Annotated in this window: 15 protein-coding genes; 10 read left to right on the forward strand and 5 right to left on the reverse strand. The window is 64.4% G+C overall.

The window, feature by feature from the left end; translation table 11 throughout:
• The first annotated feature begins 190 nt into the window (after nucleotides 1-190).
• On the forward strand, nucleotides 191-1,846 hold the full coding sequence (locus ACOQOU_RS13765; protein ID WP_306025300.1) for an ABC transporter substrate-binding protein: 1,656 nt from the start codon (nucleotides 191-193) through the stop codon (nucleotides 1,844-1,846).
• A 51-nt stretch (nucleotides 1,847-1,897) separates the two neighbouring features.
• Here ACOQOU_RS13765 and ACOQOU_RS13770 read toward each other — a convergent pair whose 3' ends face one another.
• Nucleotides 1,898-2,923 carry an NAD-dependent epimerase/dehydratase family protein gene (locus tag ACOQOU_RS13770; protein ID WP_306025301.1) on the reverse strand — a complete coding sequence of 342 codons (1,026 nt, stop codon included), beginning with the start codon at nucleotides 2,921-2,923 and terminating at the stop codon, nucleotides 1,898-1,900.
• An 83-nt stretch (nucleotides 2,924-3,006) separates the two neighbouring features.
• On the reverse strand, nucleotides 3,007-3,327 hold the full coding sequence (locus tag ACOQOU_RS13775) for a TraR/DksA family transcriptional regulator (RefSeq protein ID WP_346433269.1): 321 nt from the start codon (nucleotides 3,325-3,327) through the stop codon (nucleotides 3,007-3,009).
• 64 nt (nucleotides 3,328-3,391) lie between these two features.
• Here ACOQOU_RS13775 and ACOQOU_RS13780 point away from each other — a divergent pair, with 64 nt between their 5' ends.
• The 4 genes from ACOQOU_RS13780 to ACOQOU_RS13795 all read left to right on the forward strand — a co-directional run bounded on the left by ACOQOU_RS13780 (nucleotide 3,392) and on the right by ACOQOU_RS13795 (nucleotide 7,422).
• Nucleotides 3,392-3,964 carry an NnrU family protein gene (locus ACOQOU_RS13780; protein ID WP_306025302.1) on the forward strand — a complete coding sequence of 191 codons (573 nt, stop codon included), beginning with the start codon at nucleotides 3,392-3,394 and terminating at the stop codon, nucleotides 3,962-3,964.
• Nucleotides 3,965-4,039: 75 nt separating this feature from the next.
• Complete coding sequence (locus tag ACOQOU_RS13785) at nucleotides 4,040-4,711, forward strand: tetratricopeptide repeat protein (RefSeq protein ID WP_306025303.1); 672 nt, start codon at nucleotides 4,040-4,042, stop codon at nucleotides 4,709-4,711.
• Between the two features lie 3 nt (nucleotides 4,712-4,714).
• Nucleotides 4,715-6,139 carry a ribosome biogenesis GTPase Der gene (der, locus tag ACOQOU_RS13790; protein ID WP_109766591.1) on the forward strand — a complete coding sequence of 475 codons (1,425 nt, stop codon included), beginning with the start codon at nucleotides 4,715-4,717 and terminating at the stop codon, nucleotides 6,137-6,139.
• Nucleotides 6,140-6,261: 122 nt separating this feature from the next.
• The gene (locus tag ACOQOU_RS13795; RefSeq protein WP_245412849.1) at nucleotides 6,262-7,422 is read left to right on the forward strand and encodes a cell wall hydrolase; all 1,161 of its coding nucleotides are present in this window, start codon (nucleotides 6,262-6,264) and stop codon (nucleotides 7,420-7,422) included.
• Between the two features lie 3 nt (nucleotides 7,423-7,425).
• Here ACOQOU_RS13795 and ACOQOU_RS13800 read toward each other — a convergent pair whose 3' ends face one another.
• Nucleotides 7,426-7,632: a hypothetical protein gene (locus ACOQOU_RS13800; protein ID WP_306025304.1), complete on the reverse strand. Its 207-nt coding sequence runs from the start codon at nucleotides 7,630-7,632 to the stop codon at nucleotides 7,426-7,428.
• On the opposite strand from ACOQOU_RS13800, the gene ACOQOU_RS13805 reads away from it, so the two are divergent.
• From ACOQOU_RS13805 to ACOQOU_RS13825, 5 genes are all read left to right on the forward strand, one after another.
• Nucleotides 7,631-8,053: an AtpZ/AtpI family protein gene (locus tag ACOQOU_RS13805; protein WP_109766593.1), complete on the forward strand. Its 423-nt coding sequence runs from the start codon at nucleotides 7,631-7,633 to the stop codon at nucleotides 8,051-8,053. The genes ACOQOU_RS13800 and ACOQOU_RS13805 overlap by 2 nt on opposite strands.
• Before the next feature lie 66 nt (nucleotides 8,054-8,119).
• Nucleotides 8,120-8,872 carry a F0F1 ATP synthase subunit A gene (locus ACOQOU_RS13810; protein WP_109766594.1) on the forward strand — a complete coding sequence of 251 codons (753 nt, stop codon included), beginning with the start codon at nucleotides 8,120-8,122 and terminating at the stop codon, nucleotides 8,870-8,872.
• Nucleotides 8,873-8,933: 61 nt separating this feature from the next.
• On the forward strand, nucleotides 8,934-9,161 hold the full coding sequence (locus tag ACOQOU_RS13815) for a F0F1 ATP synthase subunit C (RefSeq protein WP_109766595.1): 228 nt from the start codon (nucleotides 8,934-8,936) through the stop codon (nucleotides 9,159-9,161).
• A gap of 100 nt (nucleotides 9,162-9,261) precedes the next feature.
• Entirely contained in the window at nucleotides 9,262-9,804 is a 543-nt protein-coding gene (locus ACOQOU_RS13820; protein WP_306025305.1) for a F0F1 ATP synthase subunit B, read from the forward strand.
• Between the two features lie 21 nt (nucleotides 9,805-9,825).
• The gene (locus ACOQOU_RS13825; RefSeq protein ID WP_306025306.1) at nucleotides 9,826-10,308 is read left to right on the forward strand and encodes a F0F1 ATP synthase subunit B; all 483 of its coding nucleotides are present in this window, start codon (nucleotides 9,826-9,828) and stop codon (nucleotides 10,306-10,308) included.
• Between the two features lie 83 nt (nucleotides 10,309-10,391).
• Here the strand turns inward: ACOQOU_RS13825 and ACOQOU_RS13830 are convergent, their stop codons facing one another.
• Nucleotides 10,392-11,054 (reverse strand): ribonuclease HII, encoded by a 663-nt coding sequence (locus ACOQOU_RS13830; protein WP_306025307.1) that lies wholly within the window; start codon nucleotides 11,052-11,054, stop codon nucleotides 10,392-10,394.
• A gap of 178 nt (nucleotides 11,055-11,232) precedes the next feature.
• Nucleotides 11,233-12,396, reverse strand: a complete 1,164-nt coding sequence (locus ACOQOU_RS13835) for a PA0069 family radical SAM protein (protein WP_306025375.1) — start codon at nucleotides 12,394-12,396, stop codon at nucleotides 11,233-11,235.
• Nucleotides 12,397-12,503 lie beyond the last annotated feature (107 nt).

Here is a 12,503-nt window from a genome sequence, read left to right on the forward strand (position 1 = left end):
AAAAAATCCCGCCGCACCTGCTGTTTGACAGTCGGCAGCGGGTCCTTATGGTTGGATGAGCTAGGGCCGGTTTCGACCATGCCGCCCCCCAAAGGCACCCGCCCAAAAAGCGTCCGGCGGAACAACAGGACGCGCAGACCGATCCCTGCCCCCCTATCCCTTTCGATTGCCCCAAAGGAGCAATGCATCCATGCGCGTACCCGCAAAAACGCACACCGAACACATCCATCCCGCCGCCCGCTCGGCGGCTGACGAGACGAAGAACGGCACGATGTCGCGCCGCGAGTTCTTTGCCCGCGCCACCGCGTTGGGCGTCGGCGTTGCCGCCGCCTATGCGATGGTCGGCCTTCCCGCTCCCAAGGCACGCGCCGCGACGCCACAGCAGGGCGGCACGCTGCGCATCCAGAGTGAAGTGCGCCCCCTGCGCGATCCGCGCACCTTTGACTGGCCGCAAATGTCCAACTACACGCGCGGCTGGCTCGAATATCTGGTCGAATACAACCGCGACGGCACCATCCGGCCGATGCTGCTGGAAAGCTGGACCGTCAGCGACGACGCGACCGAATACGTGCTGAACCTGCGTCCGGGCGTCAAATGGAACAATGGCGATGATTTCGTCGCCGAGGACGTGGCCTTCAACATCGAGCGCTGGTGCGAAAAGGACGTGGAGGGCAACTCCATGGCCGCCCGCCTCGACGCACTGATCGACCCCGACACGAACAAGGCGCGCGAAGGCGCCATCGAGGTCGTGGACGATCTGACTGTGCGGCTGAACCTGCCGCGTCCAGACATCACGCTGATCGCCGGCATGTCCGATTATCCGGCGCAGATCGTGCCGCGCGGCTTCGGCGGCGATCCGATGGCCGACCCGGTTGGCACCGGGCCTTACCTTCCGGGAGAATACGCGGTCGGCGACCGTGGCGTGCTGGTGCGCAACGAGGGCCATGAATGGTGGGGCGAGGGCGCCTTCCTCGACCGGATCGAATATATCGACTACGGCACCGAACAAGCCGCCGTGGTTGCCGCCGTTGAATCCGATGAAGTCGACATGGTCTACGAATCGATCGGTGATTTCGTCGCGATCATGGACCAGTTCGGCTGGGCCAAATCCGAGGCGGTGACGGCCAACACCGTTGTCATCCGGCCAAACCAGGATGCCGAGGTAGACGGAATGAAGCCTTACGCCGATCCGCGCGTGCGTCGGGCTTTGGCACTCGCCGTGGACAACCAGGTCTGTCTGCAGCTGGGCTATGCCGGGCTGGGCACGGTGGCTGAAAACCACCATGTCTGTCCGATCCATCCCGAATATGCGGACATCGGCCCGGCCGAGTTCGATCCCGATGCGGCGATGGCGCTCATGGAAGAAGCCGGCATGGCCGACTTCGAACACGATCTGATCTCGATCGATGACAGTTGGCGCAAGCCGACCTGCGACGCGGTGGCCGCCCAGCTCCGCGCCGCCGGCATCAACGTCAAGCGTACTGTGCTGCCCGGCTCGACCTTCTGGAACGACTGGACGAAGTACCCCTACAGCGCCACCGACTGGGCGCAGCGTCCGCTCGGCGTGCAGGTCCTTTCGCTGGCCTACCGGTCGGGCGAGGCGTGGAACGAATCGGGTTTTGCCAACGCAGAGTTCGACAGGCTTCTGAACGAGGCGATGGCCATTCCCGACCCTGATCAGCGGCGCGAGCTGATGGCGCAGATCCAGCAGATCATGCGCGACGAAGGCGTGATCATTCAGCCCTATTGGCGGTCGACCTACCGGCACGCCAAGCCCGAGGTGATCGGTGCCGAACAGCACCCCACCTTCGAGATCCACGTCTACAAGCTGGGCTGGGCCGCCTGACGGAAGGCTGTCACGACAGGCCGTCCGGCGCTTCGGTGCGGGGCGGCGGCTTCACTGATCGCCGTGCGTGATGATGCTTTCCGCTGACGCACGCACGGCCTCTTCGACCGTCCGGAACTCCATCGCCAGCACCGATTTGGTTTCGCTGTTGTCGATCTGCCTGTGCACATCGAGATTGGGCGCGATCGTGCGTATCTCGGCATCGAACAGCGCCATCAGCCGTATCACAAAATTCGGTGCGCGCCGCGTGACGATCTTGCGGTCCGGATAGGCCTTGGCCAGCATGTCGGCGATCTGCGGAAACCAGATAAAATCCGAAACGGCGATGAGCCGCTTGCCGATCGAGTCTGGTACCGACAGCGCCTTGACGTGCATGTGGGCCACATCGCGCACATCCACCGCCGGCAGACCGAAATTGGGCAGCATCGGATCCTTGGCCGAAAGAACACGCTCCACCACGCCCAGCGACGTGCCGTAATGCGCATCGAGCGCCGGACCGAGCACCAGACCGGGATTAATGGCGGTCAGTTGCATGTCGGGCGCTTCGTTGCCGACAAAGTCCCATGCGGCTCGCTCGGCCAGCGTCTTCGACTTGCCATAGGGGTTGATCCGCGCCGAATTGACGTCGCTCCAGTCGCTGGCGGTGTATTCCTTGCCATTGTCCGGCGCGTCCTTTTCCATCACCGACACCATTGAAGAGGTGAGCACGACGCGTTTGACGCCCGCGGCCTTGGCGGCTTTCAGCGCCCGCAGCGTGCCGTCGACGGCTGGGCGGATCACCTCATTTTCGTCTTTCGGCTGGGCCAGCGGGAACGGCGAGGCGGTATGCATCAGCACATCGGCGCCTTCGAGCGCCTCGCCCCAGCCGTCGTCGCTGGTCAGATCGAGTTCGGCAAAGGTGAGCCGGTCCAGCGCCTGCGCGTCGTCAAGATGCGGCCGGACCGCGTCGCGCACCTCGTCGGCCCGCTTCATCGACCTGACCGTGCCGTGAACGGCAAACCCGGCATTGAGAAGCTGCAGCACGATATGCTTGGCGATAAAGCCGGATGCACCGGTCAGGACGACGCGTTGGGTCATGGCGGAGTGTCCTTTGTGTTGGCAGTGTCAGGTCAGATGGTGTGTTATTTGACGTTGTCAAGATCGACGGGGGGACCCGCCGCCTATTGCGCGCAATTGATGCAGCGTTCGGCCATCGGATCGACGTCCAGGCGCTTCTCGGCGATCTCGTCGCCGCACTCGGAGCAAAATCCGTACTCGCCTTCCGCGATGCGGCGCTCGGCCATCTCGATGCGCACCAGATCGCGCCGGCGCGCTCTTTCGGCCGCCTGGGCCATCGCCTGCTGCTGCATGGAATCCATGCGCGAAAGCCGCCCGACCGCAACCTGGTCGAGTTCGACCGGTGCGTTGGCGTCGGCCCCCATGACAAGCAGGGATTCGATCTCCGCCTTGAGTGCGGCAAGCCGCGCCTTGGCCTTTTTCACGTTCGCTGTCATAGGGGGACGATAGAAAGCGCCGAAGACCGGCGCAAGTTCGGGGAGTTTGGCCATGATCTGGCTTGTGGCGGGCATTATCGTCTTTCTGGGCATCCATTCGGTGCGCATGGTGGCGCCGGACTTTCGCGATGGCGTGATCGCCGAACGCGGCGAGGGGTTTTGGAAGGGCGTCTATTCGGCCGTCTCGCTGATCGGCTTCGTGCTGCTGATCTGGGGTTTCGGCGAGGCCCGCATGGTTGCGCCGGTCCTGTGGGTACCGCCGACATGGATGGCGCATATCAATCTTCTGCTGATGCTGCCGGCGCTGATCCTGCTGGTCGCCTCGCAACTGCCGGCCGGCTACATCAAGCGCGCCGTCAAGCATCCGATGATCCTGGGCGTTAAGGTCTGGGCGTTCGGCCATCTGCTTGCCAATGGCGATCTGGCATCGCTCATCCTTTTCGGCGCGTTCCTGGGCTGGGGCGTGTGGAACCGTATTTCGGTCAAGCGGCGCGGCGATCCGGTGTATGACAATCCGGCCGTCCTTTACGACGGCATCGCGGCGGTCGTCGGCACCGCGCTTTATCTGTGGCTGATCCTGCAGGGCCATCTGTGGCTGTTCGGCGTGCCGCCGGTTGCCATGTGAGGCGGGCGATCCCACTTACAATGCGCGCAATTTGCCGGTAAAGCGGCGCAACGTTTTGGTCTTCTGGGTTTTGTAATGTCGGACGACGGTTTTTTCCGCGAGGTCGAAGAGGAGCTTCGCTCCGAGCGGCTCAAGAACTTCTGGGAACGGTTCGGTGTCCTGATCGTCGCCGGCGCGGTGCTGATCGTCGCCGTCGCCGCCGGCTATCGCGGCTGGGAATGGTACAGCGCCCGTCAGGCGTCCGCATCGGGCGACCGGTTCCTTGAAGCACTCAACCTTGCCAATGACGGCCAGTCCGACGCCGCCATGGAACGGTTGCGCTCACTCGAAGCCGACGGATTCGGACAATATCCCGTTCTGGCGCGGATGCGCGCGGCGACGGTGCAGTTGGAACAGGGCGAAACCGATGCGGCCGTTACCGCGTTCGATGCGATCGCCGCCGACCGCTCCGTTCCGGTCGCGCTGCGCGACATGGCGCGGCTGCGCGCCGCCTATGTGATGGTCGATCACGGCAGCTACACCGATGTCGCCAGCCGCGCCGAACAACTGACCGCGCCCGACAATCCGCTGCGCCATTCGGCGCGCGAGGCGATGGGTCTTGCCGCTTGGAACGAAGACCGCTTTGCCGACGCAAAACGCCTGTTCGACGAGATCCTGAACGACGAATTGGCGCCGCAGGGCGTTGCCGGCCGCGCGCAGATGATGGTCGAGTTGATCGTGGCCAGCGGCGCGGTTGCCGAAGGCTGAGCCATGTCGTTCACCATCGCAATTGTCGGCCGGCCCAATGTCGGCAAGTCGACGCTGTTCAACCGTCTGGTGGGCCGCAAGCTCGCGCTGGTGCATGACGAGCCCGGCGTCACCCGCGACCGGCGCCGGCATGAAGCACGGCTTGTCGACCTGCGTTTCGATGTCATCGACACGGCCGGGCTTGAGGAAGGCGATGCGTCAACGCTGCCCGGCCGCATGCGCGCGCAGACGGAGATTGCCGTCGGCGAAGCCGATCTGGCGCTTTTTCTCGTCGATGCCAAGAACGGGCTGACCGCCGCCGACCGGACCTTCGCCGACATATTGCGCCGCTCGGGAAAGCCCGTCGTCCTTGTCGCCAACAAGGCCGAGGCACGCGGTGCCGAAGCAGGGCTCTACGATGCCTATGCGCTCGGGCTCGGCGAAGCTGTGCCGGTTTCCGCCGAGCACGGTCAGGGCCTGGGCGATCTGCGCGACGCGATCGTTGAGGCCATCGGCGAGGAGCGGGCCCTGGCGCACGAGCGGGAGGGCGGCGCCGACGAGGCCGAGACCGACATCGCCGTCGAGGACGTGCCCGAGGGCGAAGAGCCCGCCTATGACGACACCAAGCCCTTGCGCATCGCCATCGTCGGCCGCCCCAATGCCGGCAAGTCGACGCTGATCAACCGGCTGGTCGGTCAAGAGCGCCTGCTGACCGGGCCCGAGGCGGGAATCACGCGTGATTCGATTTCGGTCGACTGGCAGTGGCGGGGGCGCAAGGTGCGCCTGTTCGATACCGCCGGCATGCGGCGCAAGGCGCGCGTGCAGGAAAAGCTTGAAAAGCTGTCGGTCGGCGATGCGCTGCGGGCGATCCGCTTCGCCGAGGTCGTCGTTGTGGTTTTCGATTCGATGATTCCGTTCGAAAAGCAGGACTTGCAGATCGTCGATCTGATCGCGCGCGAGGGCAGGGCGCCCGTCATCGCGTTCAACAAATGGGACCTGGTCGAGGATCGGCAGGAGCGGCTGGCCGACCTGCATGAACGCACCGCGCGCCTTCTGCCGCAAATCCGTGGCGTCCGTGCGGTTCCGGTCTCGGGTGAAACCGGCTACGGGCTCGACCGGCTGATGGAGGAGATCGTCGCCACCCACAAGGTTTGGAACCGGCGCGTCGCGACGGCGCGGCTGAACAAATGGCTCGACGCCGTCGCCCAGCATCATCCGCCGCCAGCCGTCTCGGGCCGCCGGATCAAGCTCAAATACATCACCCAGGCGAAGACCCGTCCGCCGGGCTTCGTCCTGTCCTGCTCACGGCCCGATGCGCTGCCGGCATCCTATTTGCGCTATCTGACCAACGCGCTGCGCGAGGATTTCGACCTGCCCGGCGTGCCGGTGCGGCTGATGCTGCGCTCGCCCGACAACCCGTTCGCAGGCAAGGCCAAACGCCGAAGGTGAACGCTCTTGCGTCGCCGGCGACCCCTTAACAAAAATTGACCGGCCACTTAACGGCTCATCAAGGTTAATGCCGCATTGTGCTGCTCGTTCGCTTTGCGTTGCAAGCATTTCGGAGTTGGTCAGTGCGTTTTCTGCGTCTTTTTGGCACGAAGTTCATCGTGCCGTTTGCGTTCGCCTCCGCTGTTGTTGTCGCCAATCCGTCGCAAATGTCCCTCCAGGACATGTCGGTTCTCGTTTCGGGCATCGACACGGCCGCCGAAGACCGCTGGCTGATGCATGTCAGCCGGGCCGGCGTCGGTTCGATCCACTCCGCCGAAGTCCGTTTCCCGGTCGATACCGGTGTCACCGGCGCGATCCGCAAACCCGATGGCGCGCAATCGGGCGTCGGGCCGCTCGCCGTGATCAGCGAAAAGCAGGTTCTGCCCGACACGCCCGACGAGGCGCGCATCAACCGCACCGAGAAGTCCGGCCGCATCGCCGCCGTCGTTCCCGCCGCCCCGCCCAAGGATTTCTCGGCTGGCTCGATCCTGGAACGCCAGTCCAGCATCCTGCGGCCCTCGCTTGAGGACGGCGTGCAGATGGCTTTCGTCAAGCCGGAAATTCGCGGCGAAGAGATGCAGATCGCCGCCGCGTTCCACATTCGCAAGCCGGCGCCCGAGCCCCAGGTGTCCTCGATGATCGCGTCCCTGGTCACCAATACCAATCCCGATGTCCTGGCGACCGCCTATGCGCCGCCGGAAGCCGACTTCGCCGAAGAATCGCCATTCGCCAGCCTGCTGCGCAGCGAGCCGGCCGGCCGCGGCCGGTTCATTCCGCCGGTACCGGAAAACGATCACGCCTGGGCCAGCAGCCCGCTGCCGCCGCGCGTCTTTTCCGATCGCGAGCAGAAATGCCTTGCCGAAGGCATTTACTTCGAGGCCCGCGGCGAGATCGCGCGCGGTCAGGCAGCCGTCGCCCAGGTGATCCTCAACCGGGTGCGCAACCCCTCATTCCCGAACTCGATCTGTGGTGTCGTCTATCAGAACCGGCATTGGCGCAACCGCTGCCAGTTCTCGTTTGCCTGCGACGGCATTCGCGACCGCATCACCGAGCCGCACATGTGGCAGAAGGCCAAGGACATCGCGATGGCCACCACGGCCGGCAAGATCTGGCTCGACGAGGTCGGCTCGTCGACCCATTATCACGCCACCTATGTCAACCCGCGCTGGGCCCGGTCGATGAAACGGCTGACGCGGATCGGCCTGCACATCTTCTACCGCACCTATGGCGGCGGCTGGAGCTGATCGTCACCGCCCCACGTCGGCATTTGGTCTAAAGCCTGTCGTTGCGCTGTGCGACGAATCGGCAATCCCGCCATAAATATCTGATTTAAAATCGTTTTCCTGCTCATATTGCACCGCCCAATCCGCCTTGACGAATGACAGGGCCGAAACTATGTTGCGCGCAATTTGAGGGGGCCTGCGGCCCGTCTCGCGCGTCAGGTTCAGGGTCATGGCAGCAGACAAGCCAACACGCACCCCGGCCGGTGACAAGCAGGGCGGGCGTGCCGTCTCGAAACCGAATGCCGATCTGGAACAGCGGCGCCGGGCGCTCGAAGAAGCGCTGGCGCAACGCGCCCCGAGCGGGGATGCGGCTGACGAAGGGCGGCAGGAGGGAGCCGGAACCGGGATCGCGGCTGCGCTCAAACTGTCCAGCGAGTTCGTCGCGGGCATCTTGGTTGGCGCCGGGCTCGGATATCTGCTCGACCAGGTGGCTGGCACCAGTCCGTGGGGACTGATTGTCTTCCTGCTGCTTGGTTTTGCTGCCGGTGTTTTGAATGTGTTGCGCGCGGCGGGCAAGGTGGCCCATCCGGCTGCGGGCAAGCGCGGAGAACGGCTCGGCGACGGGCCCGGATCGCAAGAGGGCGACGACTGACGGCATCACGCCGCGGTTGCAAATGACAAGGGCGCCCGGCGCCCGGCAAGGACGGAGACAGGCACGGTGGCGAACGATCCCATCAAGCAGTTCGAGATCAACACGATCGTGCCGCTGGAGAATGTTGCGGGTCTCGACCTGTCGTTCACCAACTCCTCGCTCTTCATGGTCGCAACCGTCGCGACCGCGTCGGCCTTCCTCTATTTCGGCAGCGCCAACCGGGGCCTCGTGCCGGGCCGGCTGCAGTCGATGGCCGAAATGTCCTACGAGTTCGTCGCCTCGATGCTGCGCGATGCGGCCGGCAGCCAGGGCATGCGGTTCTTCCCGTTTGTGTTTTCGCTCTTCATGTTCGTGCTGTTCGCCAATCTGTTCGGCATGTTCCCCTATTTCTTCACCGTGACCAGCCACATCATCGTCACCTTCGCGCTCGCCATGCTGGTGATCGGCACTGTGATCATCTACGGCTTCATGAAGCACGGGCTGAAGTTTCTGGGCCTGTTCGTGCCCGAAGGGGTGCCGGGCGTGCTCGTGCCACTGGTCGTTGCGATCGAGGTCATCTCGTTCCTGTCGCGTCCGATCAGCCTGTCTGTCCGCCTGTTCGCCAACATGCTGGCCGGCCACATCACGCTGAAGGTCTTCGCCGGCTTCGTCGTTTCGCTCGGTGCGCTGGGCGCGGTCGGCATCGGCGGCGCCATCCTGCCGCTGATCATGGTCGTCGCCATGACAGCGCTCGAATTCCTGGTCTCGTTTCTCCAGGCCTATGTCTTCGCGGTTCTGACCTGCATGTATCTCAACGACGCATTGCACCCGAGCCACTGATCCACATGGCGGCCCGCCGCCACAACCCATCCCGCAAATTCTTCGTTCAAAGGAGCTCACCATGGAAGCGGAAGCAGCAAAGTTCATCGGCGCCGGTATCGCCTGTCTCGGCATGGGTGGCGCGGCCATCGGCCTCGGATCCATCTTCGGCAACTATCTGTCCGGCGCACTGCGCAACCCGTCGGCCGCCGACGGCCAGTTCGGCCGCCTGATCTTCGGCTTCGCCGTGACCGAGGCGCTGGGCATCTTCTCGCTGCTCGTCGCCCTGCTGCTGCTCTTCGCAGTCTGATCGACGCCGGAACCATGGATGCGGCGGCCGTCCGCCTCATCCCGCGGTCTCGTCCGAAGGCGGACAGGCCGCATGACCAGAAGCCTTTTGGGGTAACGCCATGTTCGTCACCGCTGCGCTGGCCGCCAGCACCGAAGCAGCCCAAGAGGGCGGCGGCGCCTTTCCGCCGTTCGATACATCGAGCTATGCATCGCAGCTGTTCTGGCTGGCGATCACCTTCGGCTTTTTCTACTGGTTCATCGCCAAGGTGATCTCGCCGCGCATCGGCGAGATTCTGGAGACCCGGCAGGACCGCATAGCCGGCGACCTCGACATGGCCCGCGACCTGCAGGAAAAGGCCGACGAGGCGCATGCCGCCTACGAGCAGGAACTGGCGCAGGCGCGCACGACGGCCGGCGAGATCGGCCAGAAGGCGCGCGACAAGGCCAAGGCCGAAGCCGAGGCCGAACGCCAGAAGGTGGAAGCCGAACTGGCCTCCAAGCTCGAAGAGGCGGAAAGCCGGATCGCATCCATTCGCGAAAAGGCAATGGCCGAAGTCGGCTCGATCGCGACCGACACCACCGCCGCGATTGTCGATCAGTTGGTCGGCACTTCGGTCACCAAGGCCGAGCTGACCAAAGCGGTCGGCGCGGTGCGCCGCTAGGGCGCCGGAAGGGATTAGGACATGTTCGATTCAAGTTTCTGGGCTCTGATCGGTCTTTTCCTGTTCTTTGGCATCCTGGTCTATTTCAAGGTGCCGGGGATGATCACGCGCGGCATCGACAGCCGCGGCGACAAGATCCGCAACGAGCTGGAAGAGGCGCGCCGGCTGCGCGAGGAGGCCCAGCAACTGCTGGCCGAATATCAGCGCAAGCGCAAGGAAGCCGAAAGCGAAGCCGAAAGCATCGTCGAGGCTGCCAGGAGCGAGGCCGAGCACATCACGACCGAAGCCAAACAGAAGACCGAGGAATATGTGGAGCGCCGCACCGCGCTCGCCGAGCAGAAGATTGCGCAGGCGGAACTCGATGCGGTCAACGCCGTGCGCGCCACGGCCGTCGATGTCTCGGTCGCAGCCGCCGAACGGTTGCTGGGCGACAAGATGACCGCAACGACGCGGGGCGACCTCTTCAAGGCGTCGATCGACCAGGTCAAAACGCACATGAACTGACCGCCGCTGGGTCCGGTCAAGGCATCAATGCCGCGCCCTCGGGCGCGGTTTTTTGTTGCCGGTTCAAAACGTATTTTGGTCTGTCAGAGCCCGGACAGCGGGCGGAACGTGAAACGGTGCAGGCGCGCAACGCCGCCAAGACGTTCGATGGCCGCGCGATGGCCGGCCGAGCCGTATCCCTTGTGCCCCGACAGGCCATAGCCCGGATGCGCCGTGCACAGGTTGACGAGCATCCGGTCCCGGCTGACCTTGGCGACGATCGAGGCGGCGGCGACCGACAGACAGCGCGCATCGCCCTTGATCACCGACTGTGCCGCAAACTCCGGCGGCAGTCCGGGCGGTACGTCGCGCCCGTCGAACAGCGCCGCATCGGCGCGCGGCAAAAGGCCGGTCACACAGGCGCGCATCGCCGCAAGGCTCGCCTTGCGGATGTCGGACGCATCGATGCTGTCGGCGCAGACGCTTGCCACGCTGACCGCACGCGCATCGGCCATGATCGCGTCGAACAGAATGTCGCGGCGCCGTGCCGTCAGCGCCTTGGAATCGGCAAGGCCCGCAATTTCCACCGATGGATCGAGCACGATGGCGGCCGCGACGACAGGGCCTGCCAACGGGCCGCGCCCGGCTTCGTCAACGCCGGCGACAGCGTTATGGCCCTTTTTGTAAAGGGCCTCTTCGAACGCAAAGTCCGGGCCCCGCGGCCCGGAGTCGAAAAGAAGCGGCGAACCGGATGCATGCGACGTCATGGCAGAGCCATCACACGCAACCCGATTCGCCGCAAGGTTCGCTTGCTTGGCACGCCGTCGGCAGTTCGGCGCGGCAGGCGGCAGGGGAAGCCGCCCAAGTGAAGCGAACCGTGGCATCGGCTGCGAAAAACGGCGGGGACGGGCCGTGTGGGCTGCCGATGCCAATCGTGTCCGGGGTTTACAAAAGCGCCAATTGCTCCCCGTTTGGCGCGGGCTTGACGAACAGGTCGGTGCGCAGCGCCGTGCCGCGTCCCGAGAGCCCCAACCGTTTGCAGGCGATTTCCATGCGGCGCGCGATCTGCCACGCATAGGGGCCCGTGCCGCGCATGCGCTTGTTCCAGTCGGCGTCATAATCCTTGCCGCCGCGCATCGAGCGGATCAGGCTCATCACATGCCGGTAGCGCTCGGGATAATGGCGCAGCAGCCATTCCTTGAAGACCGGTGCGACCTCGAGCGGCAGGCGCAGCAGGACATAGCCGGCCTGGGTCGCGCCAAGCGAAGCCGCCGCATCGAGAATGCGCTCCATCTCGTGATCGTTCAGCCCCGGAATGATCGGCGCGACCATGACCGAGGTTGGAATGCCGGCATCGGCCAGCGCCCGGATCGCTTCGAGCCGCTTTGTCGGGGTCGAGGCCCTGGGCTCCATCGTCCGGGCCAGCATCCGGTCCATCGTGGTCACCGACAGCGCCACCTTGGCCAGCCCTTTTGAGGCCATGCGCGAGAGGATGTCGATGTCGCGCGTCACCAGCGCCGACTTGGTCACGATGCCGACCGGGTGATTGTAGCGTTCGAGCACTTCCAGGATCGAGCGCATCACCATCCAGTCCCGCTCGATCGGCTGGTAGGGATCGGTGTTGGTGCCGATCGCGATGCATCGGGCCTCATAGCCCTTGCGGGTGATTTCCTTTTCCAGAAGCTTTGCCGCATCGGGTTTGACGAACAGCTTGGACTCAAAGTCGACGCCCGCCGACAGTCCCGCATAGGCATGTGTCGGGCGCGCGAAACAATAAACGCATCCGTGCTCGCAGCCGCGATAGGGGTTGATCGACCGGTCGAACGAAATGTCCGGCGACTGGTTGCGCGTGATCACCGTGCGCGCCTGCTCGACCTGCACCTCGGTCTTGAACGGCGGCAGATCCTCAAGGCTCTGCCAGCCATCATCCTCCTCGGTGCGGCTGAGCGCCTCGAAACGCCCGGCGGGATTGATCGCGCTCGCCCGGCCGCGGACGCGGCGCTTGTCGCGACGCATGCCGGATGCCTCGATATGCTGATTGGCGGCCACCGCGCCGTCCAGTGCGCTGAGATGGCCTGCAATCTGATCTGCTTCGGCAATCGCCTTCATGCCGCGCTCCCGTGCGAATCTGTCCATGGTTCAATGATTATTTTCCTATCGTGATCGGCAGAACAATACAAGAACAAACTGACGATTTTGCGTCGCGCCGGAACATC

The sequence above is a fragment of the Oceaniradius stylonematis genome (genome assembly GCF_965223445.1).
GTDB lineage: Bacteria > Pseudomonadota > Alphaproteobacteria > Rhizobiales > Rhizobiaceae > Roseitalea > Roseitalea stylonematis.